This is a genomic window from Stenotrophomonas sp. STEN013, assembly GCF_056760355.1.
Map to the genome: position 1 here is coordinate 320,193 of NZ_JBRREO010000003.1, position 25,400 is coordinate 345,592.

Sequence of the window (25,400 nt, forward strand, 5' to 3'; positions counted from 1 at the left end):
GCCTGATTTCCTAAAACCGCCCTACCCAATGCGCAACCTCCTGTTGATCGCCGTTGTCGCCCTGTCCACTACTGGCTGCGGCATCATCTACAAGCAGCCCATCTATCAGGGCAACCTGATCCGCGAGCAGTCCGTGGCGCAATTGCAGGTCGGCCAGAGCAAGCAGCAGGTCAACGCGCTGCTGGGCACACCTTCCATTGCTGACCCGTTCCACGCCCAGCGCTGGGACTACACCGCCAGCCAACGTGTGAACCGCCTGGGCAAGACCGAAGTGAAGAATTTCACTGTTTTCTTCGAGAACGATGCAGTGACGCGCTGGGAAGGCGACTACTTCGCCACCCAGGATGCGGAACTGGCCAAGAACAGCGTGCGCCAGTTCGGTCGCAATCTGGCCAAGGACAAGAAGAAGGGCGGCCGCTGATCGCTGCCTCCTGAACCTCAGCCGCCGCGCGCACGCCGGCGGCGATTTTCCTTGGGATCGGCCACCAGAGGCCGCAGCATCTCAATGCGATCCCCGTCCCGAAGCACCTGCTCTGGGCGCGAGACGACGCCATGAACCGCGCAGGCCACCACTTCGCCGTCTGCGACCAGCGCCGCTTCTGCAAGCGCATCGGCCACGACACAACCTTCCGGCAACTGCAGCTCGCGGCGGAGATAACGATCCGGCCAGGCCAGCACTACTTCCACGCGCATGCCTCAGGCCTCCTGATCGGCCACGCGCACGAAGTCATTGACCATGCGATCGGCCAGCCCCTGAAAACCCAGCGCCAACGCCGGAACCAGCAAGCGCGAGGTTGGCTCGAACTCCAGCGTCAACGTTACCTTGCAGGCATCTTCCGCCAGCGAGTGGAATTCCCAGCGTCCGTGCAGGCGCTTGAACGGGCCATCACGCAACTGCATATCGATACTGTGCGGACGCTGCAGCGTGTTCTCGGTCATGAACCAGGTCCGGAACGAGCCCAGCCCCAGATCGAGCCGGGCAACAACGCGATCACCGCCCTGCTCCAGGATCTCGGCCTTGTCGCACCAGCGGAAGCGGCGCGGATAGGCGGAGACGTCATTGACCAAGTCGAACATGCATCCTGCGGAGTGTTCGACCAAAGCGCTGCGGCGGATGGTAGGCATGGGGTTACAAAGAATGTCCGGAACGCCCCCGAATCGGAGACAATATGTAAATGAGCAAGAAACCCGGCAAGGATAAAGCAAAGAGCCCGACGGTCGACAAAACCATCTCGCTCAACAAGCGTGCCCGTCACGAATACCACCTTGAGGAGCGTGTCGAGGCTGGACTGGTGCTGCAAGGCTGGGAGGTCAAGGCCATCCGTGCCGGGCGCGGCAACATGACCGACGCCTACGCCTATGTGAAGGACGGCGAGATCTACCTGATCGGCGCGCAGATCACCCCGCTGATCCAGGCCTCCACCCACGTCGTGGCTGAAGACCGCCGTCAGCGCAAACTGCTGCTGCACCGCCGTGAGATCGACAAGCTGATCGGCCGCGTCGAGCGTGAAGGCTACACTCTGGTGCCCACCGCGATGTACTGGCGCAAGAACAAGATCAAGCTCGAGATCGCGCTGGCCAAGGGCAAACAGGATCACGACAAGCGCGATGCCGCCAAGGACCGTGACTGGGCCCGCGAGAAGCAGCGCGCCATGCGGGCGCACAACCGCAACGCCTGATGCCAGCCTGCACGCCACGCGATGCCAGCGCGCAGGAAACCGCCCTGCTCTGCGAGCGGCTGGTCACATTCAACCGGACTGCATCCAGCCAGAACTGGGCCGAAGCGCCAGTACGCCTGGCGCTCCACGATGAACACGGAAACGTGCAGGCTGGCCTACTGGCGGACATCTGCGCCGGCTGGCTCAACCTCCACGTGCTCTGGGTCGAGCCCGCCTGCCGCGGCCAAGGCCTTGGCACCACGCTGCTGGCCGAGGCCGAACAACGCGCCCGCAGCGCGAGGGCTGCCGGAGTGCTGCTGGACACCTTCGACTGGCAGGCCGAAGGGTTCTATCTGCGTCACGGCTACGAGGTTTTCGGGCGCCTTGATGACTACCCACCGGGACACCAGCGCGTCTACATGCGCAAGTCCCTGCGCTGAAACACCCACGCAGCAACGGCTGCCTCAACCCTACGCAAACAGTACCGGTGACTGTTCAGCACTTTTGCCGTAGGATGGCCCCGTCAAGTCGGCTTATGGACAACATCCTGCCCATAAGCCATGCAGCACTTGAAGAAACCGGGGGTGCACTGGTTTCGACGGGGGTTGTGAAGTCGCTTGGCGCATGCCGAGGGGGTAGCTTTCCTCGTAAATCCAGCTGCAAAACTCTAGTTGCCAACGACGACAACTACGCTCTCGCCGCTTAAGGCGTAAGCCCCGAACCCACTTGTGCCCGTGCTCGTGGATGTAGGGTCATTATCACGGAACCGGCTGTGACGGCTGCCTGTCAGTCACGGCTTAACCAAAACAGGCTGGTCCTGGGGTGCGCTTCGCACACCGTGCTGCCACGGGACGAGACCCAACGGTGAGCTAAGCATGTAGTGCCGGGGATGGAGTGCCTTCGGACGGCGGTTCAATTCCGCCCACCTCCACCATATAGCCGTCTTAGGACGGCGCAACAAAGGCTGGAAACCCTAGAGAAATCAAAGGTTCCGGCCTTTTTTGTGCCTGTAACAGTCCGACAGCGCCCATAAACACACGGAGCAACACTGGGCAATCCCGGGCGCGATAACTGTGCATGAAGCCTGGCCCTCAATGCTCCTTAGCGATGTTGCGATCGGCAAAAGCAGGTCCGCGACGCCCGCTGCTTTCAACGACGGCGGCCATTTCCTGCCCTCTGGAGTCGCAATGCGGGCCGCTACAGGGTTGGGATCCACAGAGAGGAAAGACCCGTTCCCTTGGACTCCTTCCCCCTCCCCCGATCATGGGCTTGTCAGCAAAGACCAGATTGCAACGGGCACTGCGTTGACGGGCGGCGCGTAGACGACAGCCCACCGCCTCAGGCCAAGGCCCGCCAAGCAGCACGCGCGCGGGAAAGCGCGCGGACAAAGTCGCAACTGGCCAGCAGCGCTGCTGCTGGCTCCCTCTGATGGACGTGCCGCTGCCGGCGCGGCGCGCCAGGGTCTTACACCCCAGCACTGCGCCGATCATTGGCCCAGCCATGCTGCGGACAGCCATCAACCACTCTTTATCCGGCCCTCGACCAGATGCGCCACCTGTTGGCCGAACATGTCCATGTCCTCCGGGTCATGGCTGATCAGCAGCAGCGGAATGCCGGTCTGGTCCAGGACCGTCTCCAGTTCCTGACGCAGGTGCGCGCGCAAGTGGTGATCCAGCGCCGCGAACGGTTCATCCAGCAACAGCGCCTGCGGTTGCGTCACCAGTGCGCGCGCCAGTGCGGTGCGCTGGCGCTGCCCACCGGAGATCTGTGCAGGCAGCAGATCGCCGATGTGCTCGATGCGGAACGCCTGCAACCACTGCTCCACCGCCGCGATACGGCTCCCGCGCGCCGGGTTGCACCAACCGCGCTGCAGACCGAAGCCCACGTTCTGGCGCACGCTCAGATGCGGAAACAATGCGTAGTCCTGAAACACATAACCGATCCGACGCCGTTGTGGTGACAGGTGGACACCCGCACGGGCATCAAACAACGTATGGCCATGCAGCCGGATCAGGCCGCTGTCCGGCCGCAACAGGCCTGCCACGGCTTTCAGTGTGAGGCTCTTGCCCGCGCCTGAAGGACCAAACAACACCACGCGGGGCTGGCTGCAACGCAGCTCCGCCTGCAGATGGAAATGCTGGCCGGCGGCTTGCAGGTGGCAGGCGATCTCCAGCTCAAGCCACATCACGTGTGCCTCCTGGCTGTCGCCCCACCAGCCGCGAGGCGAGCAGAAGCACGCTGATGCAAACCACCGAGGACACCATCACCAGCAGATTGGCACGTCCATCGTTGCCTGCCTGCACTGCCTCGTAGATGGCGATGGACAGGGTCTGGGTGCGCCCGGGAATACTGCCAGCCACCATGATGGTGGCGCCGAATTCGCCCATCGCACGCGCGAACGCCAGCAACAGACCGGCCAGAATTCCGCGCCATGCCAATGGCAGCGTCACCCGGAAGAACAGCGCCATCTCGGAAATTCCCAGCGTGCGCGCAGCCTGCTCCAGCTGGGTGTCGACGTTCTCGAACGCTGCCCGGGCCGGCTTGAACACAAGCGGAAACGATGCCACTGCAGCGGCAAACACCGCCGCCTGCCAAGTGAAAACAAGATTGATACCGAAGCTGTCCAGCAGCCATGCTCCCAGCGGACCATGGCTGCCGATCAGTACCAGCAGGTAGTAACCGAGCACGGTGGGCGGCAGCACCATCGGCAAAGTGAGAACCGTGTCAAGCAACTCACGTCCTGGAAAGCGCCGCCGCGCGAGCAGCGCACCCAGGGCGACACCGAACACGAGATTGAGCAGCGTGGCCCAACCGGCGACCTTCAGCGACAACCACAAGGCACTCCAATCCAGGTCCACCATCAGGGACTGCCGAAACCATGTCTGCGCAGAATGGCCTGCCCTTGCGCTGAACGCACGAAAGCCATGAAGGCACGTGCATGCGCGGGAGATCGCGTCGTTCTCACCATTGCCAGCGGATAGCTAATGCCGCCCGGAACCGGCACCTGGAACGCGCGATGTACGCGACCAGGCATCGCCTGCGCGTCGGTGGCATAGACGAAACCGGCATCCACCTCGCCCCGTGCCACATAGTCCAGAGACTGGCGTACATTCTGGGTGTTGATCATCCGCGGCTGCAGCGCTTGCCACAGACCCGCCTGCTGCAGCACCTCGCGCGCGTAGCGCCCGGCCGGTACGCTGTCCGGATTGCCGATGGCTATCCGCCTGACTACCGGTTCGGCCAATGCCACCAGTGATACCGGCTTTACCCGAGCCTGCGGCGGTACCACCACCCACAGGCTGTTCACGGCGAATATCTGCCGCGTCGCAGGCACCACCAGACCACGTTGTGCGGCCAGCGCCATCGTGGCTTGATCGGCCGAGGCGAATACATCCACCGGTGCCCCGCGCGCGATCTGCTGCAGCAGCACACCGGAGGCAGCGAAATTCAGATCCACACGGATGTCTGGATTCACCGCTTCATAGGCTGCGGCTATTTCACGGAAGCTTTCGGTCAAGCTTGACGCGGCCGACACGGTCAGTTCGGCGGCGGCGGCCGGAATCGCGGCAAACATCAGTAACAATGACAACAACGTGTTCATGGACAGGTCCTGGTTCGGGCATCACGCGTTCGCATCGTCCTGGGCCGCCATCTGCGCCAGCCGTTCCGGCTGCAGCAGGATGATTTCCCGCTGGTTGACCAGGATGACCTTGTCATCGCTCAGGCGTCGCAGCACCCGGCTGGCGGTTTCCGGTGCCATGCGCAGGTAATTGGCGATCTCCGAGCGGGTCATGGTCAGATTGAAGCGGTTGGCTGAAAATCCGCGCCGGCTGTAGCGGGCGGAGATATCCAGCAAGAATGCGGCCATCCGCTCCTCGGTGCGGTAGTTGGCCGCCAGCACGGCGGCCTTGCCGATCTCTGCACTGAGCAGGCTGAACAGCTTGGCCTGCAGTGTCGGCATCCGTGTTGCCAGCAGGCTGAGGCGGGGAAACGAGATCCGGCACAGCGACACGGTGTCCAGCGCCACCGCATTGCAGGGATAGCGCTCACCATGGATCGCATTGAGGCCGATCACCTCTCCCGGCAGGCTGAATCCCAGTACCTGCTCGTTTCCCAGGCTGTCATCGATGAAGGTTTTGACCACGCCGGCGCGCACGGCGGCGATGGCCTCAAACGGCTCGCCGGCGCGGAAGATGTACTGTCCGGCGTGATAGGGCCCGACATGATCGACCAGCACGTGCAGCTCGGCGAGCGCGCCCTTGTCATAGCCCTGCGAAGTGCAGGCATCGGAAAACGCGCAAGTGCTGCAGAATTTCAAGGCATCACCGTCGTTGGCGGCGGCAGGATTGGTGATGGCGGCTCCCGGTGGACCGCGTGATGCTGGGCTGGAGGAATTCATTCCGAAATCATGCAGAAGCAGTCGAAGGCCGGAAGCACGCCGCAATCGTACGCCACAACAGCTCACCTTCATGCTGGATCCGCAACACGTGACCTTCGCGCTGCAGCCAACCGCACTGGATGAAGGAGGTAACCCGCGCCATCGCATCCTGGAAAAACTCCTCGAATGGCACGGTGTTGCGCCATTCGAATGCACGCATGTCCAGTGCATGGTCACACGCAAGACTTTGTACCACCTCGTCAACCAGACATTCCTGCCCGGACAGGATCAGCCCGGCTGCCACACCCGGCTGGCCCGCCGCCAGACATTGACGCCACCGCTGCGGCTGCGACTCGATCTCGCACACGACATTGCCAATCTGGCTGCTCGCGCCTGGCCCGATTCCGAGGAGGTCGTGGCGCTTGCGCCGCGGCACGCCCAGCAAGTCACAGTAGCGCTGGCCATCGCCATTGCGTACCGGCAGGGTGAGGTCAGGACGCTGGTAGTGGTCTCCGCCGATGGGGCGATAGCCCGCGGCACGGACCATTCGCCAGGCCTGCAGCCAGTGCGCCGCTGCCGGCTGGCTTGGCAGCACACACGGCGCAGGCAGCAGCAGGCGATCGGGTGCCGACGCCAGCACGGCCTGGAGGCGTTGCAGGAAGGAGAGGTCATCCCGTGCCGGTATGCGCAACTGGTAATAGCATGCGGTGAACCCGGCATGCAGGCCTTGCGCCAGCACCGCCGGGCCATCGGCGCCGGCATGGTCGATCACGGTCAGCCGCGTGCAGCCCACCTCACGCAGTGCGCCCGGCGCAACCCCGCTGGCCGCGTCCAGCCTGACCTCCACCTGTGGCCGGGCGATGGTGGAAAGATGATGTGGCACGGCATCAAGGAGACGTCCAAGCAGCGGCGGCGGCAGATGCTCGGCCATGCCCAGCTGCAGCACCATCGCGCCCACTTCACGATCACCGGCCACCACGCTGGCATGCAGGCGAAGACTGTTCAGCAGCGCCTCAAGCAACCCGTCCGGATCCTCCCTGCCCCCCTGCGGGGCACAGAAGCCCAAGGTAAGGTCGCGCGGGATCAGATGTTCGTTGCTGGCCAGCATCGCCGCACGCCACCCTGCCTCGCCGAACCCGTGACTGAGCTGCCCGGATGCGGGAAACAGGACATGATGCGGCTGCTGCAGCAATGCGGCGTGCAACGAGGTGTCGTCCATCCCGGCGGTCTCCACTGGTATGTCTGCATCCTCGCGCACGCCGCGCCCCTGCTCCCTGATATGGATCAAACGCGCCGCAGCTTTTCGGCGGCACCGGCGTCAATGGCTTCCGGCAGATCGGTTTCGCCATCCAGCTGCGGGAAGTGTCGGCGTTCCATGCGACGGATCGCGAAATGCATCCACGCCAGCGCTGCGGCAACCACCACGAACAGCAGCATGAAGCAGCTGCTCCAGATACCCACGGCATCATTCAAGGCGCCGAACGCGATAGGCAGGATGAACCCCCCCAGACCACCGATCATGCCTACCACACCCCCTACCGCACCTACGTAGTGGGGGTAGTACACCGGGATGTGCTTGTATACCGCCGCTTTGCCCAGCGACATGAAGAACCCCAGTACGAACACCAGCACAGTGAACAGGGTCACGCCGATGGCCAGGTGGAAGCGAAGCTCACCGTTGATGCCCTTCACCACGTATTCGGTGTCCGGATAGGCCAGCAGGAAAGTGCAGATGACCGAGACGCTGAAAGTCCAGTACATCACCCGGCGGGCGCCGATGCGATCGGACAGCCAGCCACCGACCACGCGGAACAGACTGGCCGGAATCGAATAGCAGGCCGCCAGCATGCCGGCCGTCGCCACGTCCATGCCGTAGGCGCCCACCAGATAATGCGGCAGCCACAGCGCCAGTGCCACGAAGCCGCCGAACACGAAAAAGTAGTACAGCGAGAAGCGCCACACCTGAAGGTTCTTCAACGGCGCCATCTGCTCGGAGAACGGCATCGGCTTGACGCCATCACGGCGACGCTGTTCCAGCTGCGGGTCCTCCTTGCTGAAGATGTAGAACAGCACGGCGGCAACGGCCAGACCGACCGCCCAGATCTTGGCGACCATGGTCCAACCGGCGGCCACCATCACCATCGGCGCCAGCAGCTTGGTGACTGCCGAACCGATGTTGCCCGCACCGAAAATGCCCAGCGCGGTTCCCTGCTTGCTGGCCGGGAACCACTTGGACACATAGGCCACCCCCACCGAGAAGCTGCCACCGGCGATACCCACACACAACGCGGCGAACAGGAACTGCAGGTAGGTGTGCGCATACGTGAGCATCCAGGTGGCGACGGCGCCGCACAGCATCACCAGTACCAACACCTTGCGGCCACCGAACTGGTCGGCCCAGATGCCCAGGAACACCCGGCTCAACGAGCCCGTCAACACCGGGGTGGCGATCAGCAGACCGAACTGGGTGTCGTTCAATCCCAGTTGCGCGCTGATCTGGATACCGATGATCGAGAAGATCATCCACACCGCAAAACAGACGGTGAAAGCGAACGTACTCAACCACAACGCGCGTTGCTGCTGCCCATGGGTGACTGCTTGCAGAATTTGGCTCATCGCCACTCCTCCAGAACGTCAGTTCATTCGGCCCAGGCTTCAATTTCTTGAAGACCGCGGACGGGATAGCGCTCGCGCAGCTCCAACAGGAACTGCTGCACGTTGCGCTGGCGCACCTGCAGCTCCAAGTAGTCGCGGATCTGTGTGTGGACCTGCTCGAAGCGCTGCGACTGCCCGGCTTCAAGCGCATCCACACTCACAACGTGGTATCCCCAGCGGGATTCCACCGGGAAGCCCGCCAACCCCTGGCGCAACCGGAAGACCTGCCGATCGAACTCTGGCGTGGTCTGGCCGCGCTGCAACCATCCCAGATCGCCACCTTCGCTGCTCGAGGGACATTGCGAATAACGCTGTGCCAGATCGGCGAACAGATGCAGCTGCTCAGCCAGCTGCGCGATCAGCTGCTCGGCCTGGGTGCGGGCCTTGAAGCGGCCGGCGATATCGTCCGCGGGCGCAGCCAGCAGGATGTGGCGTACGCGGATACGGTCGGGCGAACGAAAGCGCTCGGGGTTCTGCTCGAAATAGCGACGACAATCGTTCTCGCTCGGCACACGGTCCTCCACCTGCTGCTCGAGCAGGCGCTGGATCTGCAGTTCCTCATCCGTATGGACGCCGTCGCCCTGCTCTTGGTGCAGGCCCAGCCGCTGGGCCTCACGACGCAGCAGTTCGCGCACCACCAGGGCACGGGCGGCATCGGCACGCGCCTGTTCTGGCCGCATCGCACGGTGGAACTGCATCTCGCGGGCTATCTCGGCCTCGCTGATGGGTGTGTCATCGACAAACAGACTGCACGGTGCCGGCTGCCCAAGCGAGCGTGGCCCCTGCTGTGCCGCGTCGTCGTGGTGATGATCGGCTTCGACCGGCACCGGCTGGGCCGAGTCGATTACGGTGATCGGCAGGATTCTTGGCAGGCTGCCCATGGCTCACTCCCTCGGGCCGTAGCGCAGCGTGGCCTGGCGGCGGCGTACCACCTGGTACGGCCGCCACAGATAGCTGATCGGGATGCTCCAGACATGCACCAGACGGGTGAACGGTGCGATCAGGAACAATGTCAGGCCAAGGAAGATGTGCAGCTTGTAGACCCAGTGCACGCCTTCGACGTAGTCGGCAGCGCCGGCACGGAACGTCACGATGTGCTGCGCCCACTCGGCCAGCATGACCATCACGCTCCCATCCATGTGCCCGGCCGAGATGCGGATGCTGTACATGCCCAGGCACAGCTGCGCGAACAGCAGCACCAGCACCAGCACGTCCCCGAAGTTGCCGGTGGCGCGCACGCGTGCATTGGTCAGGCGGCGCACCAGCAGGATCACGATGCCGATGAAGCACAGCGCACCGAAGAGGCCACCGACCACCATCGCCAGCAACTGCTTTTGCGAGGAGGTGATGAAGTGCTCATACACCCCATGCGGTGTCAGCAGCCCGACAAGGTGGCCACCCAGAATCGCCAGGATGCCGATATGGAAGCAGTTGCTGCCGATCCGCATGCCGCGGTCGGACAACAGCTGGCTGGAGCCGGTGCGCCAGCTGTACATCGCTTTGTCATAGCGTGCCCAGCTGCCGATAAGCAGCACCGCCACGGCGATATAAGGATAGAACTGGAAGGCGAACTGGTTCAGGTAGTAGTTCATGGCTGTATCTCCCGGTGCACGGAGCGGGCGGGTGAACGGTGGGGAGGATCGCAATCCTGCGAGGGGGCATCGGTGCCAAAGCGCACGGCCTCCTCCTCCCACAGGCGGTCCATGGCTTCGACGGTGTCATCGCGCACTTCCTCGCTGGCACGCTGGCGCAACAGCGCGAGGTCGACCTTGCCCTCGCCCATTTCCACCAGGATCTCCAGCAACACCGCATGCGGCAGCTTCCGTTCCGCGGCCCGCGCCGCCAGCATGCCGGCGATATGGCCGATGTGGTGCAGCCAGTCCTTGGCCTCGGCCTGCGGCCGGTGCGACAGATACTCCAGCAGCAAGGGCAGGTAGTCCGGCAATTCCCTGGCATCGAGCTCAAAGCCATTGCGCCGATAGGCGTCGATCAGATCCACCATGGCCTGGCCCCGGTCGCGCGACTCGCCATGGATATGCTCGAAAATCAACAGGCTCATCGAGCGGCCACGGTCGAAGGTGGCCAACCAGCGATCCTGCGCATCCAGCGGATCGGTGGCCAGCAGGTCACGGACGAAGCCCTGCAACTGCCTGCGTCGGGCCGGCGACAGCGCCGGATCGTCGCAGGTCTGGAGCAGCTCCTCGCCGTGCTGCCAAAGCTCGTCACGCGGATAGTCCAGCAACACTCCGATCAACTTCAGCAGGCTCATTTGGACACCTCATGACGATGTTGACGGTTGGGGTGCACCGCGTACGTGGTGCTCTTGCGCTGACTGAACAGATCCGCCGGGCTGTCGCCATTGCAACCGTTGCCGAAGGTGAAACCGCAGCCGCCGCGCTCACCGAAGGCATCATTGGCGTACTCGCGGTGGGCGCTGGGAATGACGAAACGGTCTTCATAGTTGGCGATGGCCAGGTAGCGATACATGTCCTCGGCCTGCGCCGCGCTCAGCCCCACCTGGTCGAGCACCTTGTGGTCCTCGACACCGTCCACGTTCTTGGCCCGGCGCCAGGCGCGCATCGCCATCAGGCGTTCGAGCGCACGCACCACCGGCATCTCGTCGCCGGCCGAGAGCATGTTGGCCAGATACCGCACCGGGATGCGGAGCGAGGCGATGTCCGGCAACTCGCCACTCATACCGACGCGGCCGCGCTCGGCCGCCGACTGGATCGGCGACAGCGGCGGCACGTACCAGACCATCGGCAAGGTGCGGTACTCCGGGTGCAGTGGCAGCGCCAGCTTCCAGTCGATGGCCAGTTTGTACACCGGCGAGGCCTTGGCCGCTTCCAGCCAGCTGTCCGGAATACCCTCGGCCCTTGCCGCTTCGATCACCTTCGGATCTTCCGGGTCCAGGAAGATATCCAGGTGCGCCTGATACAGGTCCTTCTCGGCTGCGACCGAGGCCGCCTCGGCAATGCGGTCGGCGTCATAGAGCATCACGCCGAGGTAGCGGATGCGCCCCACACAGGTTTCCGAACACACCGTGGGCTCGCCCATCTCGATCCGCGGGTAGCAGAAGATGCATTTCTCGGACTTGCCGCTCTTCCAGTTGTAGTAGATCTTCTTGTACGGACAGGCCGACACGCACATGCGCCAGCCCCGGCACTTGTCCTGGTCGATCAGGACGATGCCATCCTCCTCACGCTTGTAGATCGCGCCAGACGGACAGGCAGAAACGCAGGCCGGATTGAGGCAGTGCTCGCACAGGCGCGGCAGATACATCATGAAGGTCTTTTCGAAGGCGCCGTAGATCTCCTTCTGCACCTGGTCGAAGTTGTAGTCGCGCGAACGCTTGCTGAATTCAGTGCCCAGGATCTCCTCCCAGTTCGGCCCCCACTCGATCTTCTGCATCCGCTCGCCTGTGAGCAGCGAACGCGGCCGCGCGGTCGGCTGGTGTTTCAGATCCGGTGCATCGTGCAGATGCTGGTAGTCGAAATCGAACGGCTCGTAGTAGTCGTCGATCTGCGGGAGATCCGGATTGGCGAAGATCTTGGCCAGCATGCGCCAGCGACCGCCGACGCGTGGCACCAGCTTGCCGGCGCGGGTGCGCACCCAGCCGCCGTTCCACTTCTCCTGGTTTTCCCATTCCTTGGGATAGCCGATACCCGGCTTGGTCTCGACGTTATTGAACCAGGCGTACTCGACGCCCTCGCGCGAGGTCCACACGTTCTTGCAGGTGATCGAACAGGTATGACAGCCAATGCACTTGTCCAGGTTCAACACCATCGCAATCTGGGCACGAACTTTCATCACACCACCTCCCGGGCGGAAACTGCGGTCTCTTCGCCGTCCAGCCAGTCGATCTTGTCCATCTTGCGTACGATCACGAACTCGTCGCGGTTTGTGCCGCAGGTACCGTAGTAGTTGAAACCCCAGGCAAGCTGCGCGTAGCCGCCGATCATGTGGGTGGGCTTGAGCACGATGCGGGTCACCGAGTTGTGGATACCGCCGCGGGTACCGGAAATTTCCGAACCGGGCACATTGATGATGCGTTCCTGGGCGTGGTACATCATCGCCATGCCCGGCATCACGCGCTGGCTGACCACCGCACGCGCGGCGATCGCCCCGTTGACGTTGAACAACTCGATCCAGTCGTTGTCCTCGATGCCGGCATTGCGCGCGTCGTCCTCGCTCAACCAGACGATGGGGCCGCCACGCGATAGCGTCTGCATGATCAGGTTGTCGCTGTAGGTGCTGTGGATGCCCCACTTCTGATGCGGAGTGATCCAGTTCAGCACGATCTCCTTGTTGCCGTTGGAGCGCTTGCCCAGCAGCGGCGCCACCGTCTTGGTGTTGACCGGCGGTCGATAGCCCATGAAGGCCTCACCGAAGTCGATCATCCACTCATGGTCCTGGTAGAACTGCTGGCGGCCGGTCACCGTGCGCCACGGAATCAGCTCGTGCACATTGGTGTAGCCCGCGTTGTAGCTGACGTTGTCGTCTTCCAGCCCCGACCAGATCGGCGAGGAAATGATCTTGCGCGGCTGCGCCTGGATGTCACGGAAGCGGATCGCCTCGTGCTCCTTGCCCACCGCCAGATGCGTGTGCTCGCGGCCGGTGAAGGTGCCCAGCGATTCCCAGGCCTTGACCGCCACATGGCCATTGGTTTCCGGTGCCAGGTGCAGGATCACTTCGCAGGCGTCGATGGCGGTATCAATGGCCGGCCGGCCGTGGCTGATGCCTTCGTCCCGCACGGTGTGGTTGAGCTTGCCGAGGAATTCCACCTCGTGTTTGGTATCCCAGTTCATGCCCTTGCCGCCATTGCCGAGCTTGTCCAGCAGCGGGCCCAGCGAGGTGAACTTGCGGTAGAGGTTGGGATAGTCGCGCTCGACCACCGCCATGCTCGGCATCGTCTTGCCGGGGATGGCCTCGCATTGGCCCTTCTTCCAGTCGGCCACGCCGAACGGCATGCCCAGTTCGTTGGGCGTGTCGTGCAGGGTCGGCACCAGCACCAGGTCCTTCTCGACGCCGAGCACGCCCGGGGCCATGTCGCTGAGCGTGCGCGCGACGCCCTTGAAGACTTCCCAGTCACTGCGTGATTCCCAGGCCGGGTCCACCGCCTTGGACAGCGGATGGATGAAGGGATGCATGTCCGAGGTATTGAGGTCGTCCTTCTCGTACCAGGTGGCGGTGGGCAGCACGATGTCCGAGTAAAGCGCGGTGGTGCACATGCGGAAGTCCAGCGTCACCAGCAGGTCGAGCTTGCCTTCCGGAGCCTCGTCACGCCACGTCACGTCCTCGGGCTTGACCGCGCCCATCTCGCCCAGATCCTTGCCCTGCAGGCCATGGCGCGTGCCGAGCAGATGCCGCAGCATGTACTCGTGGCCCTTGCCGGAGGAGCCGAGCAGGTTCGAGCGCCAGATGAACATCATGCGCGGGTGGTTCTGCGCGGCATCCGGATCGGCGAAGGCGAAGTCCAGCGAGCCGTCCTTGAACTTGGACAGCGCATAGTCGGCCGGCGCGATGCCGGCCTGTTCGGCCTCGCGCACCAGCTGCAGCGGATTGCGGTCCAGCTGCGGCGCGCTCGGCAGCCAGCCCATGCGCACCGCACGCAGGTTGAGGTCGGCCAGGCTGCCGCTGTACTTGGCAGGATCGGCCAGCGGCGACAGCAGTTCGTTGACCTGCAGCTTTTCGTAACGCCACTGCCCGGTATTGAAGTAGAAGAACGAGGTGCCGTTCATCTGCCGCGGCGGCCGGCTCCAGTCCAGGCCGAAGGCCAGCGGCTGCCAGCCGGTCTGCGGACGCAGCTTTTCCTGGCCCACATAATGGGCCCAGCCACCGCCGGTCTGGCCCACGCAGCCACACATGACCAGCATGTTGATCAGGCCGCGGTAGTTCATATCGTTGTGGAACCAGTGGTTCATGCCGGCGCCGACGATGATCATGCTGCGGCCATGGGTCTTGTCGGCGGTGCGGGCGAACTCGCGGGCGATCTCGATCACCTCGGCGCGCGACACGCCGGTGATGCGCTCCTGCCAGGCCGGCGTACCCGGCACGTTGTCATCGAAACTCCTGGCGACATTGCCGCCGCCGAAACCCCGATCCACGCCGTACTGCGCCAGCAGCAGGTCATACACGGTGGCTACCAGCGCCTCACTGCCGTCGGCCAGCGGCAGGCGGCGCAGCGGGATATTGCGCTCCAGCACGTCCTCGGCCGGCGCGGCGGTCCAGCCGTCGCTCTCGATGCCGCCAAAGTACGGGAAGCTCACCGCCTCGATGCCGTCATGGATATCGGCCAGGCTCAGCCGCAGGCGGGTCTCATGGCCATCGCTGGCCTTCTGCTCGATGTTCCACTTGCCCTTCTCACCCCAACGGAAACCGACCGAACCATTGGGCACGGTGATGTCGCCGCTGTTCTCATCGAACGCCAGCGTCTTCCATTCGGGGTTGTTGCTCTCGCCCAGCCCGCCCAGTTCGCTGGCGCGCAGGAAGTGGCCCGGTACGAGTCGGCCATCGGCACGGCGCTCGATGCGCACCAGCATCGGCATGTCCGAGTACTGGCGGCAGTAGTCCTGGAAGTACTGCGAGGGCGTATCGACGTGGAATTCGCGCAGGATCACGTGGCCGAAAGCGAATGCCAGCGCAGCGTCGGTGCCCTGCTTGGGATGCAGCCAATGGTCGGTGAGCTTGGCCAGCTCGGAATAGTCCGGGCAGATCGCCACCGTCTTGGTACCGTTGTAACGCGCCTCGGTGAAAAAATGCGCATCGGGCGTGCGCGTCTGCGGCACGTTCGAGCCCCAGGCGATGATGTAGCGGCTGTTGTACCAGTCGGCCGATTCCGGCACGTCGGTCTGCTCGCCCCACACCTGCGGCGAAGCCGGCGGCAGGTCGCAATACCAGTCGTAGAACGACAGGCAGGCGCCCCCGAGCAGCGACAGATAGCGCGCACCGGCGGCATAGGACACCATCGACATGGCCGGAATCGGCGAGAAGCCGACGATACGGTCCGGGCCGTATTCCTTGGTCGTGTAGAGGTTGGAGGCGGCGATGATCTCGTTGGCCTCGTCCCAGTTCAGCCGCACGAAACCGCCCATGCCACGACGGCGCTTGTACTCGCGCGACTTGGCCGGGTCCTGCACGATGCTGGCCCAGGCCTCGACCGGCGACAGGGTCTTGCGTGCCTGCCGCCACATGCGCAGCAAGGTGCCGCGGATCAGCGGGTACTTGAGGCGGTTGGCGCTGTACAGATACCAGGAATAGCTGGCGCCACGCGGGCAGCCACGCGGCTCGTGGTTGGGCAGGTCCGGACGGGTGCGCGGATAGTCGGTCTGCTGGGTTTCCCAGGTGACCAGGCCGTTCTTGACGTAGATCTTCCAGCTGCACGAGCCGGTGCAGTTCACGCCGTGGGTGGAGCGCACGATCTTGTCGTACTGCCAGCGGGCGCGGTAACTGTTCTCCCAGTCGCGGTTCTCGCTCTTGCTGAACCCGTGGCCATCGGCAAAGGGTTGTGGGTCCCGCTTGAAGAACTGCAAGCGATCAAGGAAGTAGCTCATGGTCAATCTCCGTTCGCAAACTTCTGCATCATGACTGGGTGTGTCTTCTGGCTACGCTGTGTGGCTGTCTCAGCAGGGCGTCTCGGCGCCGCGCCGGTAGTACCACCACCACGTCACCGCCAGGCACGTGGTGTAGAACACGATGAACCCGTACAGCGCCATGTCCGGGCTGCCGGTCAAACTGATCGAAGTGCCGTAGCTCTTGGGGATGAAGAAGCCACCATAGGCACCGATCGCGCCGGAGAAGCCGACCACGGCGGCCGATTCGATGCTGGCCTGGTGGGCAGAGGCCTTCTTGCCTTCGGCCCCCTCACTGGCAGACAGGCGCTCGTGCAGGGTGCGGAAGATCACCGGAATCATCCGGAACGTGGTCCCGTTGCCGATACCGCTGAGTACGAACAAGGCCATGAACGAGAGCAGGAAGCCGTAGAAATTGCCGCCTTGGCCGTTGCTGGGCAGGAAGTGCAGCACGCCGAACACCGCGGCGATCATCAGCGCGAACACCCAGAACGTCAGGCGTGCGCCGCCCCAGCGATCAGCCATGCTGCCGCCCACCGAGCGCATCAGCGCACCCAGCAACGGGCCGATGAAGGCATAGGTCATCGGGTTGACTTCCGGGAACTGGCTCTTGACCAGCATCGGAAACCCGGCCGAAAAGCCGATGTAGGAACCGAAGGTGCCGATGTACAGCCAGCACATCAGCCAGTTGTGCTTGCGGCGGAAGATGACGGCCTGCTCGGAGAACGAGGAGCGGGCGCTGGTCAGGTCGTTCATGCCGAACCACGCGGCCACCGCGAACAGGACAATGCCCGGCACCCAGATGAAGCCGGCGTTCTGCAGGAACAGCGGCTCGCCACCATCCATGGTCGGCTGTGGCGCCCCGCCCAGTGCGCCGAACACGCCTGCCGTGATCACCAGCGGGATGACCGCCTGTGACACCGAGACGCCGACATTTCCCAGCCCCGCATTCAGCCCCAGTGCCGAGCCCTGGCGCTGCTTGGGATAGAAGAAGGAGATGTTGGACATCGAGGAGGAGAAGTTCGCACCGCCAAAGCCGCAGAACATCGCGATCAGCACGAACACCCAGTAGGGCGTGGATAGATCCTGCACCGCAAAGCCCAGCCACAACGTGGGGATGAGCAGCGAGGCGGTGGACAATGCGGTCCACCGGCGCCCGCCGAAGATCGGAATAACGAACGAGTAGAAAATGCGCAGCGTGGCCCCGGAGAGACTGGGCAGCGCCACCAGCCAGAACAGCTGATCGGTACTGAAGTTGAAGCCGATGCGCGGCAGGCTGATGGTCACCGAGGAGAACAGCACCCATACGGCAAACGCCAGCAGCAACGCGGGAATGGAAATGAGGAGGTTGCGCGTGGCGACGCGCCTGCCTGTGCGTTCCCAGTAGTCGGGATCTTCAGGCCGCCAATCGGTGATGACCCGGCCTGTGCTCGCCTTCTTGCCTGTTTTGACATCGTCACTGACAGTCATGCATGGCTCCAATGCGGTATGAAACGGCGCTGGCTTGCTGTGCTTTTACTGTGCTCAATCGCGCCACCGGCGCCATTAAGCCCGGGCCGCGCTGGTGGCGCGATTGATCTGGATCAATCAACGGCGCCTGCGCGCCGGTTTCCTGATATATGTCAAACCATGGAGGATGTGGCCGCCGCGGACCGGCGCGAAGGACCGCGCTGTCGCAGGCTGTCGCGTACATCCACGTCAAGCCGCAACTGCAGCGGTTCTCCGCCCGCAGCAACGTCAAAGCTCAGGCCGTCACGGCACGGCAACCGCGCCTGCAACGCCAACACGGCATCGCGCGGAAGGCTGATCTGCAGTATCGCCGTATCACCCGTGATGAGGACTTCACCGGAAGGAACCAGGCGCAGGGTCTGCGACCAGCAGCGCTCAGCAGCCAGACGAGTGTGGTTTTCCACCCTCTGGCCGGCCAGGAGTCTGGCCAATTCCGCCTCATCAATACGCAATCGTATCGATTGGCGGTGAATCTGCACTTTCATGATGCAACCTCCTCCCATTGTGCGGGGGTATTGCAGTTCACCAGCCATGGAGCGACATCGTCCGACAAGGGCAGCTCAAGTACGCCAAGGCGCGCTTGCAGGGCGTGCAGGGAACGCGGCCCTTCGCGTTGCTGGACCATGGACGCCACTACCTTGCGGCATGCATCGTCGATGTTCAACCGCATCGGCAGCGGTTGCCCTTGGAAGATCACGCACGGCGCCGGTCCGGCATCCCGCAGGCGCCCAAGCAATGCCTTGTTCAAGCGCGGCATATCTACCGGGACCACCCACGCGGGACCATCTTCAAGTATCGGCAACACGCTGTACAAGCCGCCCAGTGGGCCGCAACCTGGCAGCTTGTCGGGTACCGCGTCGAAATCCGGATAGTCACCGCTCACCCTGACCGGTCGTGCACCGGACTGCTCAAGCAGCCCGCACATGTGCGTCAGTAAAGGCCGCCCGCGCCACAGCAGCCGCGCCTTGTCCTGTCCCATCCGGCTGGACAGACCTCCGGCCAGCACGATGCCGGCCAGAAGTGAAGACTCAGTGTGGGTGTTCATGAACGTGTCTCTCGTCCGCCGGCCCCACGACCGGCTCACACAACGCGCAGCCCTCACTCCACTGGCTGTCACCGTCCAGATAGTGCTCCTGTTTCCAGATCGGCGAACGGTGCTTCACCGCCTCGATCAGCTGCCGGCACGCCCGGAACGCCTCATCGCGATGGGGCGTTCCGGCAGCCACCACCACGGCGACATCGCCCACCGCCAACCGGCCTTTGGCATGTGCCACATACAGCTTGATGCGCGGACCGAAGTCCGCCTCGACCTCGGCGACAAGGCGCTGGAACTCGTTCATGACCAGCGGCTCGAACAGGTCATAGGTGATGCCCTGCACACCACGTCCCTGGTTGAGATCACGCACTTTGCCGATAAACACATCGATGCCGCCGAATGCGGGATCGGAAACGAAGTCGATGGCTTCGGCTGGATCAACCCTGCCGTTCGCCCGTTCAACAATTTTCCAGAGGCTGCCTGTGCGCATGGTTCAGCCTCCGCTGACGGGAGGCAGGATGGCAACACGACCATCGTCCGGCAGCGGATCATCGTCACGCAACACCCGCTGCTCGTCGGCAAAAACGGAGTAGTCGATAAGCCCCGCGCGGAACTGTGGCCAGCGCTGCACGATCAATTCACGCAATGCCTGGCGCAGATCCGCGATGTGCTCGCCATGCGTGACCACCTCGATCTCGCGCTGCGGATCCAGATCCGAAAACGCGCCGAACAGCTGAACCTGCATCTGTTTCATGACATCTCCTGTGCAACCAGTTGCACCGGTTCGCAGTGACCCCAGCCCTGTACACGAACCGGCGTGCCGGCAACGGCGAGACCGCCCTCTTCCTCCAGTACCGCCCAGGCATTGGCCTGCAGCGTGGTCTTCAAACGGAACGATTCCTGCCCACCCAGCACGCGGACACTCAAGCGTCCTGCCGCATCCACTTCCACCCGGGCGCGGACATACGCGCGCAGCCCCGGTGGCTTGCGCACGTCGGCCTGCAGCGGCAGCTGCAAAACCGGTTCATCCTCCAGTCCCAACAGTCGACGCAAGACCGGCTCGACAAAAAAGCGCTGGCCCACCGCCGCCGAGACCGGATTGCCGGGCAGGCCGAAATACAACGCGCCGTCCGGCAGCCGCGCGAACAGCAATGGCTTGCCCGGGCGGATCGCGACTTTGTGGAAAATGATCTGCGCGCCACGTGCACGCAAGGCATCGGGAATGAAGTCGTAGCGCCCTTGCGACACCGCACCGGTACTGACCAGCAGCCGCGCCCCTGCGCGCAGTGCGTCCTCCAGCGCCCGGGTGAAATCCGCCATCTCATCGGCCACCCCACCCTGCCACACCACCTCGGCCCCCGCTGCTTTCAGCCGGCGGACCAGATATGGTCGATTGCTGTCGCGGATCTGTCCCGATTCCAGCGCCTGTCCGGCGTCGCTGACCAGCTCCTTGCCGGTGGCGATGACTGCCACGCGCGGCTGCTGGCGGACCGGCACGCTGACCGTGCCGATCGCCTGCAACAGGGTCAAGGCATTGATGTCGAGCAACGTGCCTGCGGCAAGCACCACCTCGCCGAGTTCCACGTCCTGCCCGCGAAGGCGTACATGCTGCCCGGGCTTGAGCGCCTCCCGCAGGCGGATACGCAGCGGTCGCCCGGCATCGGCCTCCAGGACCTCGACCTGCTCCACCGGCACGACGCTGTCCAGACCTTCGGGCATCCGCGCACCGGTCATGATTTCCCAGGCGCCGGCCCCGCCTCGGGCTGCGGCATCGCCGGCAGCCTGCCAGCCCTGCACCTCGAACGTGCTGCCGGCGGCAACCACCGCACCGGCGGCACGCAGCGCGAACCCATCCATCGCCGCGTTGTTGAACGGCGGCAGTGCTTGCATGCTAGTCACGGCCACTGCCAGCGTACGTCCTTCCGCCCGTTCCAGCGGCAATGTTTCAGCCGGCAACGGCTGGGCCGCCGCCATCAGATGGTGCAGCGCCTCGGCATAACTGATCATGCATGCCCGCCTTCGTCATGGCTGCCACCGCCGATCATGGCCAGCGCATGGCCCAGCAGCGGTGCCAGGATATCCAGACACTGCTTTGCCGCACGTGGGCTTCCCGGCAATGCGATCACCAGCATCGTGCCCAGCTGAACCACTTCAGCGCGACTCAACCAGGCGTGCTGGGTATGCTGCGCGCTGAGGCTGCGCACCATCTCGGCCAGCCCTTCGACACGACGTCCCCCCAGCGACTGCAAGGCTTCGGGGGTGAGATCACGCGGCCCCAGTCCGGTGCCGCCGGTGCAGATGCACAGTCGCACCCCGTCAGCTGCCAGCGCCTGCAGGCGCCCCGCCAGTGGCTCGATACCGTCCGGCAGCACTTCCACCGCTTCCACATCGCCACCGAGTGTCTGCAGCCCCTGCACCAGGCCTGGGCCGGACTCGTCGATATAGCGGCCATCGCTCGCACGGTCACTGAGGGTGATCACCGCGCAGCGCGTGCCGTGCAGTCCTTTGGGCGAACGCGGCTGGAAGCGTGCCAGCTCGTCGGTCGCCATGCCCTGTGGATGCATCCACACCCCACTCTTGCCACCTTCCTTGAACAGCAGGCGGATACCACTGATTTCCAGCGCCGGCTCAACCGGCTTGCTCAGGTCATACAGCGTGAGTAGGGCGGCATTGACACCGGCCAGTGCCTCCATCTCCACGCCGGTACGCGCTTCACTGGCGCATTCGCACCACACCCGGATCGCCTGCCGTTCGGGCACCGGCGCGCAGTACACGCGTACCAGTTCCAGCGGCAGTGGATGGCACAACGGCATCAGTGTCGAGGCCGACTTGGCCCCCTGCAGCCCGGCGATCTCCGCCATGACCAAGGCATCGCCTTTGGGCAGCCGGCGCTCGACGATCATCGGATACGCCGCGGGTCCGGCAATCAGCTCACCCACCGCCACCGCACGACGCCGGGTCACGCGTTTGTCACGGACATCGGCCATATGGAAGGCCGCACTCATTCCAACGCTCATCGTTCTTTCATCCTCCAATCGAGGCCAAGTGCGGGGTCAAGCCGGTCAGGCCCTGATGCAGCCCGTGCCCGGCCGCCTTCAAGCCCAACTGGGTGGTGATGCGCGCCAACAGCGCATCACTGTCATCATCTGATTGCAGCAGCGGTCGCAACGGCACCCCGAAGTCGCCAAACAGGCATAGACGCAAGTCGCCGCGCGCGGTCACGCGCAAACGGTTGCAGCCTCGACAGAAATCGCGCGAATACGGCGCGATGATGCCCACACGCCCGCAGTAGTCGGGATGGGCGAACTCACGGGCCGGGCCGGCATCGGCGGCGCGCGCACGCTCACTCCATCCGGCGGCCAGCAGTTGCTCGACCAACACCTCGGCACGCAGGTGATAGCGCTCGAAATAATCGGCGTTGTCACCGGTGCGCATCAATTCGATGAAGCGGATGCTCAGCGAACGCTGGCGCAGGAACTCCATCCATTGCGGAAGCTCATCGTCATTGACGCCACGCAGCAGTACCGCATTGAGCTTGATCGATGGAATGCCCAAGGCCTGTGCCAGGGCGATGCCTTCCATGATTTGCGGTAACCGGTCGTGCCCGGTGATGGCACGGAAGCGCTCGCGCTGCAGGCTGTCCATGCTCACGTTCAACGCGTTGAGACCGGCGCGGCACCACCCCGGCAGATGTCGTGGCAACAAGGTGCCATTGGTGGTGATGGCGACCTTGCGGATGCCCGGCACCTGCGCCACGGTGGCGATGATCTGCTCCAGATCCTTGCGCAGGCTGGGCTCGCCACCGGTCAGGCGGATCTTGTGCATACCCAGGATCGCAAATGCTCGCACCAGCCGGGCGATTTCTTCGACCGTCAGGAATTTCGGTCGACCATCTACCTGATAGCCCTCAGGCAGACAATAGCGGCAACGGAAGTTGCAGGCCTCGGTGAGCGACAGCCGCAGATAGGGAAAGCGGCGACCGAAGCCGTCAGCAAGTTGATTCATGGCTGTATCACCTCCTGACTCGAGATTTCCATGCTCGCCCGGGGTACCAGCCCTTTCAGCAGCGGCCCGGCGCCAGCCTACGTGGCGAGATGCTGCAGTGACATGACTTAAATCAAGTCTTCATCCCCGCCAGTTGCGTGATGGTTATGGCAGCATGCCTGTTCCCGGACCTGCTTCCCGTGAACTCCATCATGATGCTGAGCAACTTCGATGATCTGCTGCGTGCTGCCGGCGAACAGGGGCAACCCCAGCGCCTGCTGTTCGTATTTGTCCGCACCGAACTTCCCGAATCCCCTACCCGCGACCAGCATGAGCGCCATGCCCAGGGAGAAGGCGGCACCCTGACGCCAGTGCTATGCGTGGACAAGGCACCGCAGGAAATCGCCTCATTCCGCGCACTGGCCAGCGAGTCCGGCAACACTGGCCTGACCTGGGATCTGGTGTTTGTCGCCGCCATGGAAGGTCGCGCCGGGATACCTCCTTCCAGTGATGAAGCCGCTCAACCGCTACGGCTGATGGTCAATGCCATCAACAATGGACAAATCAGCCGTTTCGCGGCCTTCGACCGGGAGGGTGATCCCATTCAATTTTATTGAGCCAACAGTTGCAGGGTCAGAAAGAACACCACCAGCACCGTGTTCAATCCCCATGCAACGGTCAAGCCACGCGCGGCCAATCCATACCCGGGCGTTCGAGCATTGGCCGAAGCGCGCCATACCGCCGGGATGATCCAGCCGGTGTACAGCAGCAGTACCACGAACAGCCCCAGCAGCAGCGGCAACTTGCCCTGCGCCAGAGCCCACATCGCTCCTGCCCATAAAAGGTTGCTGGGAAGCACGCCCTGCAGCCAGAACACCCGCCAAAGGCGCGAAGAGGGCAGCTTGTCGCCCGGGGCACTCATCGAAGTGACAGCAGTCATGATCTCCGGTCCTGGGTTGTGCAACGCAGGGCTTGAGCTTGCGCCGGTTAGGCACCCGGGTCAAATCGAGGCAGCCCGATCTGCGCCGCCCCCATCCGGGGGAGCCCCGGCTTCTACCGCGCCTGTGGATGTACCCGAATTCCAGGTGCCGTGCCCGGGAAAGAAGCTGCAGGAAAGAACCGCAGTAAACGCACCTGCGGTGTCGAGCAGCATGTCAAACACCCATACAGGGATTGCTGAAGTGATGCGCCGTGCGCCCTCGGCTGCCACCCGGTCGGGGCCGCCGCATTTTTCACTACCCCTGCCAACGCGTTCCAACTTCAAAAACCGCATGCTCTGCCAGAATGCAGATCCGCTCATCGACATGCATCATGGACTGCGTTGTCCCAGCGGCTTGACAGGTGAAAACTCCGCTTGTGGCCGGCCTTCTTGAAGGCGGCCTGTCTCCCCGACCTGGCGCGCTCACAGGCATCGGGGGATGGGACGCTCTGCCGGCGCAAGCGTGATCGGCTCCCGCCACGGGCGACGGCTACCTCCGTGCTATTCCGGCTGCGCAGCTCCACGCGCAGTTGCTCCAGCTTCCGCTCGATCTCGGGATCTACGCGTTCGGAAGCCACCTCCCAGGAGGTCACTTGGCGGCTTGTGCACGGCGTGGATTGATAGGCCGTGATTCCTGCATCCATGCACTTGAAGACGCGCAATGCGGATTGCCCACCGGCGAGCTGCAACGCCAGAATCGAAGACATCATCCAGATAGGCATCTCCCCTCCGTAGGGACAGCGACAGCATTGACGCTACCCGGGCAGACCAACTGTGGATGCCGGAAATATCCATAGGCGGATGTCAGGCAAATGCCTGCTGTGTGGGTGACAGAGCACGCAGCCCGCATCCGCATAAACAGTCGTGAAATTTTTTAACAAATTGCTTGCGGGAAAAACAAAGCCCCGTTACTATTTCCTCCTCGGCAACGTCGGGGCCATAGCTCAGCTGGGAGAGCGCCTGCATGGCATGCAGGAGGTCAGCGGTTCGATCCCGCTTGGCTCCACCACATCCGGACATTAGGCCGTCTGGATTGTCGAAAAATTTGATGAAGTTTACGCGTCCCCATCGTCTAGAGGCCTAGGACATCACCCTTTCACGGTGGCGACCGGGGTTCGAATCCCCGTGGGGACGCCATTCATCAAGTAAAACTTAAGACCCAAGAAACCGGGTCTTTTTTGTTGGAGGAACCGCACTCCCAAGCGGTCCCAAAAAGGAAGCCCACCTCTTCCATTCCAGCAAAAGCCCGCTATAATGGCGAGCTCGAAAAACAATGTGGGGCCATAGCTCAGCTGGGAGAGCGCCTGCATGGCATGCAGGAGGTCAGCGGTTCGATCCCGCTTGGCTCCACCAAATCCGGACTTTAGGCCGTTCGGACTTACAACTTGAGATTTTCAGAATACGCGTCCCCATCGTCTAGAGGCCTAGGACATCACCCTTTCACGGTGGCGACCGGGGTTCGAATCCCCGTGGGGACGCCATTTCTAAAAAGCTCCGAGAAATCGGGGCTTTTTTCTTGCCTGAAATGATCCACTACAACCGCGATCCGGCGAGTCCTTCTGCCAGACAAGCCACTCCCATGCGGGTTTCTTTGAGGCAATCCCTTCGCAATGCGCGAGGATTGCCCTCC

Annotated in this window: 27 protein-coding genes, 4 tRNA genes and 1 other RNA gene; 9 read left to right on the forward strand and 23 right to left on the reverse strand. The window is 63.4% G+C overall.

The window, feature by feature from the left end:
* Positions 1–28: 28 nt before the first annotated feature.
* Entirely contained in the window at positions 29–421 is a 393-nt protein-coding gene (locus ACVOMH_RS09320; RefSeq protein ID WP_054656920.1) for an outer membrane protein assembly factor BamE, read from the forward strand.
* Positions 422–438: 17 nt separating this feature from the next.
* Here the strand turns inward: ACVOMH_RS09320 and ACVOMH_RS09325 are convergent, their stop codons facing one another.
* Positions 439–693, reverse strand: coding sequence for an RnfH family protein (locus ACVOMH_RS09325; protein WP_481551764.1), 255 nt, complete (start codon positions 691–693; stop codon positions 439–441).
* A 3-nt stretch (positions 694–696) separates the two neighbouring features.
* Positions 697–1,125 carry a type II toxin-antitoxin system RatA family toxin gene (locus tag ACVOMH_RS09330; RefSeq protein WP_481551765.1) on the reverse strand — a complete coding sequence of 143 codons (429 nt, stop codon included), beginning with the start codon at positions 1,123–1,125 and terminating at the stop codon, positions 697–699.
* 50 nt (positions 1,126–1,175) lie between these two features.
* Between ACVOMH_RS09330 and smpB the strand changes: the two genes are divergently transcribed.
* The 3 genes from smpB (at position 1,176) to ssrA (ending at position 2,592) form a co-directional block, all read left to right on the forward strand.
* Positions 1,176–1,679 (forward strand): SsrA-binding protein SmpB, encoded by a 504-nt coding sequence (gene smpB, locus ACVOMH_RS09335; RefSeq protein WP_481551766.1) that lies wholly within the window; start codon positions 1,176–1,178, stop codon positions 1,677–1,679.
* Positions 1,679–2,098 (forward strand): GNAT family N-acetyltransferase, encoded by a 420-nt coding sequence (locus tag ACVOMH_RS09340; RefSeq protein ID WP_481551767.1) that lies wholly within the window; start codon positions 1,679–1,681, stop codon positions 2,096–2,098. The genes smpB and ACVOMH_RS09340 overlap by 1 nt, the downstream gene beginning before the upstream one ends.
* 140 nt (positions 2,099–2,238) lie before the next feature.
* Positions 2,239–2,592, forward strand: a transfer-messenger RNA (tmRNA) gene (gene ssrA, locus ACVOMH_RS09345).
* Positions 2,593–3,174: 582 nt separating this feature from the next.
* On the opposite strand, the gene ACVOMH_RS09350 is transcribed toward ssrA, so the two are convergent.
* The 19 genes from ACVOMH_RS09350 to moaA form a co-directional block, all read right to left on the reverse strand.
* The gene (locus tag ACVOMH_RS09350) at positions 3,175–3,843 is read right to left on the reverse strand and encodes a sulfate/molybdate ABC transporter ATP-binding protein (protein ID WP_481524252.1); all 669 of its coding nucleotides are present in this window, start codon (positions 3,841–3,843) and stop codon (positions 3,175–3,177) included.
* Positions 3,833–4,516, reverse strand: a complete 684-nt coding sequence (gene modB, locus ACVOMH_RS09355; protein ID WP_481551833.1) for a molybdate ABC transporter permease subunit — start codon at positions 4,514–4,516, stop codon at positions 3,833–3,835. The genes ACVOMH_RS09350 and modB overlap by 11 nt, the downstream gene beginning before the upstream one ends.
* 2 nt (positions 4,517–4,518) lie before the next feature.
* Positions 4,519–5,259, reverse strand: a complete 741-nt coding sequence (gene modA, locus ACVOMH_RS09360; protein WP_481551768.1) for a molybdate ABC transporter substrate-binding protein — start codon at positions 5,257–5,259, stop codon at positions 4,519–4,521.
* 21 nt (positions 5,260–5,280) lie between these two features.
* A complete protein-coding gene (locus tag ACVOMH_RS09365) occupies positions 5,281–6,057 on the reverse strand; it encodes a helix-turn-helix domain-containing protein (protein ID WP_481524255.1) in 777 nt (258 codons plus the stop codon).
* Between the two features lie 7 nt (positions 6,058–6,064).
* Positions 6,065–7,255, reverse strand: a complete 1,191-nt coding sequence (locus ACVOMH_RS09370) for a coproporphyrinogen III oxidase (protein WP_481551769.1) — start codon at positions 7,253–7,255, stop codon at positions 6,065–6,067.
* A gap of 65 nt (positions 7,256–7,320) precedes the next feature.
* On the reverse strand, positions 7,321–8,652 hold the full coding sequence (locus ACVOMH_RS09375; RefSeq protein ID WP_481551770.1) for an MFS transporter: 1,332 nt from the start codon (positions 8,650–8,652) through the stop codon (positions 7,321–7,323).
* A gap of 23 nt (positions 8,653–8,675) precedes the next feature.
* Positions 8,676–9,572, reverse strand: coding sequence for a peptidylprolyl isomerase (locus ACVOMH_RS09380; protein WP_481551771.1), 897 nt, complete (start codon positions 9,570–9,572; stop codon positions 8,676–8,678).
* Positions 9,573–9,575: 3 nt separating this feature from the next.
* A complete protein-coding gene (gene narI, locus ACVOMH_RS09385) occupies positions 9,576–10,283 on the reverse strand; it encodes a respiratory nitrate reductase subunit gamma (protein WP_054656899.1) in 708 nt (235 codons plus the stop codon).
* The gene (narJ, locus tag ACVOMH_RS09390; protein ID WP_481551772.1) at positions 10,280–10,960 is read right to left on the reverse strand and encodes a nitrate reductase molybdenum cofactor assembly chaperone; all 681 of its coding nucleotides are present in this window, start codon (positions 10,958–10,960) and stop codon (positions 10,280–10,282) included. The genes narI and narJ overlap by 4 nt, the downstream gene beginning before the upstream one ends.
* A complete protein-coding gene (narH, locus tag ACVOMH_RS09395) occupies positions 10,957–12,501 on the reverse strand; it encodes a nitrate reductase subunit beta (RefSeq protein WP_481551773.1) in 1,545 nt (514 codons plus the stop codon). The genes narJ and narH overlap by 4 nt, the downstream gene beginning before the upstream one ends.
* On the reverse strand, positions 12,501–16,244 hold the full coding sequence (locus tag ACVOMH_RS09400) for a nitrate reductase subunit alpha (RefSeq protein ID WP_481551774.1): 3,744 nt from the start codon (positions 16,242–16,244) through the stop codon (positions 12,501–12,503). The genes narH and ACVOMH_RS09400 overlap by 1 nt, the downstream gene beginning before the upstream one ends.
* Positions 16,245–16,313: 69 nt before the next feature.
* Positions 16,314–17,732, reverse strand: coding sequence for a NarK family nitrate/nitrite MFS transporter (locus ACVOMH_RS09405; RefSeq protein ID WP_481524262.1), 1,419 nt, complete (start codon positions 17,730–17,732; stop codon positions 16,314–16,316).
* A gap of 152 nt (positions 17,733–17,884) precedes the next feature.
* Positions 17,885–18,256 carry a DUF7009 family protein gene (locus ACVOMH_RS09410; protein ID WP_481524263.1) on the reverse strand — a complete coding sequence of 124 codons (372 nt, stop codon included), beginning with the start codon at positions 18,254–18,256 and terminating at the stop codon, positions 17,885–17,887.
* Entirely contained in the window at positions 18,253–18,816 is a 564-nt protein-coding gene (gene mobA, locus ACVOMH_RS09415; RefSeq protein ID WP_481524264.1) for a molybdenum cofactor guanylyltransferase, read from the reverse strand. The genes ACVOMH_RS09410 and mobA overlap by 4 nt, the downstream gene beginning before the upstream one ends.
* Positions 18,800–19,297, reverse strand: a complete 498-nt coding sequence (locus ACVOMH_RS09420) for a molybdenum cofactor biosynthesis protein MoaE (protein ID WP_054656889.1) — start codon at positions 19,295–19,297, stop codon at positions 18,800–18,802. Before ACVOMH_RS09420 ends, mobA begins: the two co-directional genes overlap by 17 nt.
* A gap of 3 nt (positions 19,298–19,300) precedes the next feature.
* Positions 19,301–19,561: a MoaD/ThiS family protein gene (locus tag ACVOMH_RS09425; protein ID WP_054656886.1), complete on the reverse strand. Its 261-nt coding sequence runs from the start codon at positions 19,559–19,561 to the stop codon at positions 19,301–19,303.
* Positions 19,558–20,814: a molybdopterin molybdotransferase MoeA gene (locus ACVOMH_RS09430; protein WP_481551775.1), complete on the reverse strand. Its 1,257-nt coding sequence runs from the start codon at positions 20,812–20,814 to the stop codon at positions 19,558–19,560. Before ACVOMH_RS09430 ends, ACVOMH_RS09425 begins: the two co-directional genes overlap by 4 nt.
* Positions 20,811–21,824: a bifunctional molybdenum cofactor biosynthesis protein MoaC/MoaB gene (gene moaCB, locus ACVOMH_RS09435; protein WP_481551776.1), complete on the reverse strand. Its 1,014-nt coding sequence runs from the start codon at positions 21,822–21,824 to the stop codon at positions 20,811–20,813. Before moaCB ends, ACVOMH_RS09430 begins: the two co-directional genes overlap by 4 nt.
* A gap of 7 nt (positions 21,825–21,831) precedes the next feature.
* Positions 21,832–22,812: a GTP 3',8-cyclase MoaA gene (gene moaA, locus ACVOMH_RS09440; protein WP_481551777.1), complete on the reverse strand. Its 981-nt coding sequence runs from the start codon at positions 22,810–22,812 to the stop codon at positions 21,832–21,834.
* A gap of 191 nt (positions 22,813–23,003) precedes the next feature.
* Between moaA and ACVOMH_RS09445 the strand changes: the two genes are divergently transcribed.
* Complete coding sequence (locus ACVOMH_RS09445; RefSeq protein WP_481551834.1) at positions 23,004–23,408, forward strand: ribonucleotide reductase subunit alpha; 405 nt, start codon at positions 23,004–23,006, stop codon at positions 23,406–23,408.
* On the opposite strand, the gene ACVOMH_RS09450 is transcribed toward ACVOMH_RS09445, so the two are convergent.
* Complete coding sequence (locus tag ACVOMH_RS09450) at positions 23,402–23,731, reverse strand: hypothetical protein (protein ID WP_054656878.1); 330 nt, start codon at positions 23,729–23,731, stop codon at positions 23,402–23,404. The two genes, ACVOMH_RS09445 and ACVOMH_RS09450, sit on opposite strands and share 7 nt — an antisense overlap.
* Positions 23,732–24,087: 356 nt before the next feature.
* The gene (locus tag ACVOMH_RS09455; protein WP_481551778.1) at positions 24,088–24,492 is read right to left on the reverse strand and encodes a hypothetical protein; all 405 of its coding nucleotides are present in this window, start codon (positions 24,490–24,492) and stop codon (positions 24,088–24,090) included.
* 211 nt (positions 24,493–24,703) lie between these two features.
* Here ACVOMH_RS09455 and ACVOMH_RS09460 point away from each other — a divergent pair.
* From ACVOMH_RS09460 to ACVOMH_RS09475, 4 genes are all read left to right on the forward strand, one after another.
* Positions 24,704–24,779, forward strand: a tRNA-Ala gene (locus tag ACVOMH_RS09460).
* A gap of 52 nt (positions 24,780–24,831) precedes the next feature.
* Positions 24,832–24,907: transfer RNA gene (locus ACVOMH_RS09465), tRNA-Glu, on the forward strand.
* 140 nt (positions 24,908–25,047) lie between these two features.
* A tRNA-Ala gene (locus ACVOMH_RS09470) sits at positions 25,048–25,123 on the forward strand.
* A gap of 52 nt (positions 25,124–25,175) precedes the next feature.
* Positions 25,176–25,251: transfer RNA gene (locus ACVOMH_RS09475), tRNA-Glu, on the forward strand.
* The last annotated feature ends 149 nt before the right edge of the window (positions 25,252–25,400 follow it).

Bases quoted from the DNA above. Each gene is read 5' to 3' on its own strand.
- ACVOMH_RS09325 (WP_481551764.1), bottom strand. From the start codon at position 693: ATGCGCGTGGAAGTAGTGCTGGCCTGGCCGGATCGTTATCTCCGCCGC.
- ACVOMH_RS09430 (WP_481551775.1), bottom strand. From the start codon at position 20,814: ATGATCAGTTATGCCGAGGCGCTGCACCATCTGATGGCGGCGGCCCAG.
- ACVOMH_RS09455 (WP_481551778.1), bottom strand. From the start codon at position 24,492: ATGCCTATCTGGATGATGTCTTCGATTCTGGCGTTGCAGCTCGCCGGT.
- ACVOMH_RS09450 (WP_054656878.1), bottom strand. From the start codon at position 23,731: ATGACTGCTGTCACTTCGATGAGTGCCCCGGGCGACAAGCTGCCCTCT.
- smpB (WP_481551766.1), top strand. From the start codon at position 1,176: ATGAGCAAGAAACCCGGCAAGGATAAAGCAAAGAGCCCGACGGTCGAC.
- ACVOMH_RS09370 (WP_481551769.1), bottom strand. From the start codon at position 7,255: ATGGACGACACCTCGTTGCACGCCGCATTGCTGCAGCAGCCGCATCAT.
- narH (WP_481551773.1), bottom strand. From the start codon at position 12,501: ATGAAAGTTCGTGCCCAGATTGCGATGGTGTTGAACCTGGACAAGTGC.
- ACVOMH_RS09425 (WP_054656886.1), bottom strand. From the start codon at position 19,561: ATGAAACAGATGCAGGTTCAGCTGTTCGGCGCGTTTTCGGATCTGGAT.
- mobA (WP_481524264.1), bottom strand. From the start codon at position 18,816: ATGAACACCCACACTGAGTCTTCACTTCTGGCCGGCATCGTGCTGGCC.
- narI (WP_054656899.1), bottom strand. From the start codon at position 10,283: ATGAACTACTACCTGAACCAGTTCGCCTTCCAGTTCTATCCTTATATC.
- moaA (WP_481551777.1), bottom strand. From the start codon at position 22,812: ATGAATCAACTTGCTGACGGCTTCGGTCGCCGCTTTCCCTATCTGCGG.
- ACVOMH_RS09320 (WP_054656920.1), top strand. From the start codon at position 29: ATGCGCAACCTCCTGTTGATCGCCGTTGTCGCCCTGTCCACTACTGGC.
- modA (WP_481551768.1), bottom strand. From the start codon at position 5,259: ATGAACACGTTGTTGTCATTGTTACTGATGTTTGCCGCGATTCCGGCC.
- ACVOMH_RS09445 (WP_481551834.1), top strand. From the start codon at position 23,004: ATGATGCTGAGCAACTTCGATGATCTGCTGCGTGCTGCCGGCGAACAG.
- ACVOMH_RS09405 (WP_481524262.1), bottom strand. From the start codon at position 17,732: ATGACTGTCAGTGACGATGTCAAAACAGGCAAGAAGGCGAGCACAGGC.
- ACVOMH_RS09375 (WP_481551770.1), bottom strand. From the start codon at position 8,652: ATGAGCCAAATTCTGCAAGCAGTCACCCATGGGCAGCAGCAACGCGCG.
- ACVOMH_RS09365 (WP_481524255.1), bottom strand. From the start codon at position 6,057: ATGAATTCCTCCAGCCCAGCATCACGCGGTCCACCGGGAGCCGCCATC.
- ACVOMH_RS09380 (WP_481551771.1), bottom strand. From the start codon at position 9,572: ATGGGCAGCCTGCCAAGAATCCTGCCGATCACCGTAATCGACTCGGCC.
- ACVOMH_RS09400 (WP_481551774.1), bottom strand. From the start codon at position 16,244: ATGAGCTACTTCCTTGATCGCTTGCAGTTCTTCAAGCGGGACCCACAA.
- ACVOMH_RS09410 (WP_481524263.1), bottom strand. From the start codon at position 18,256: ATGAAAGTGCAGATTCACCGCCAATCGATACGATTGCGTATTGATGAG.
- moaCB (WP_481551776.1), bottom strand. From the start codon at position 21,824: ATGAGCGTTGGAATGAGTGCGGCCTTCCATATGGCCGATGTCCGTGAC.
- ACVOMH_RS09330 (WP_481551765.1), bottom strand. From the start codon at position 1,125: ATGCCTACCATCCGCCGCAGCGCTTTGGTCGAACACTCCGCAGGATGC.
- ACVOMH_RS09340 (WP_481551767.1), top strand. From the start codon at position 1,679: ATGCCAGCCTGCACGCCACGCGATGCCAGCGCGCAGGAAACCGCCCTG.
- ACVOMH_RS09350 (WP_481524252.1), bottom strand. From the start codon at position 3,843: ATGTGGCTTGAGCTGGAGATCGCCTGCCACCTGCAAGCCGCCGGCCAG.
- ACVOMH_RS09420 (WP_054656889.1), bottom strand. From the start codon at position 19,297: ATGCGCACAGGCAGCCTCTGGAAAATTGTTGAACGGGCGAACGGCAGG.
- narJ (WP_481551772.1), bottom strand. From the start codon at position 10,960: ATGAGCCTGCTGAAGTTGATCGGAGTGTTGCTGGACTATCCGCGTGAC.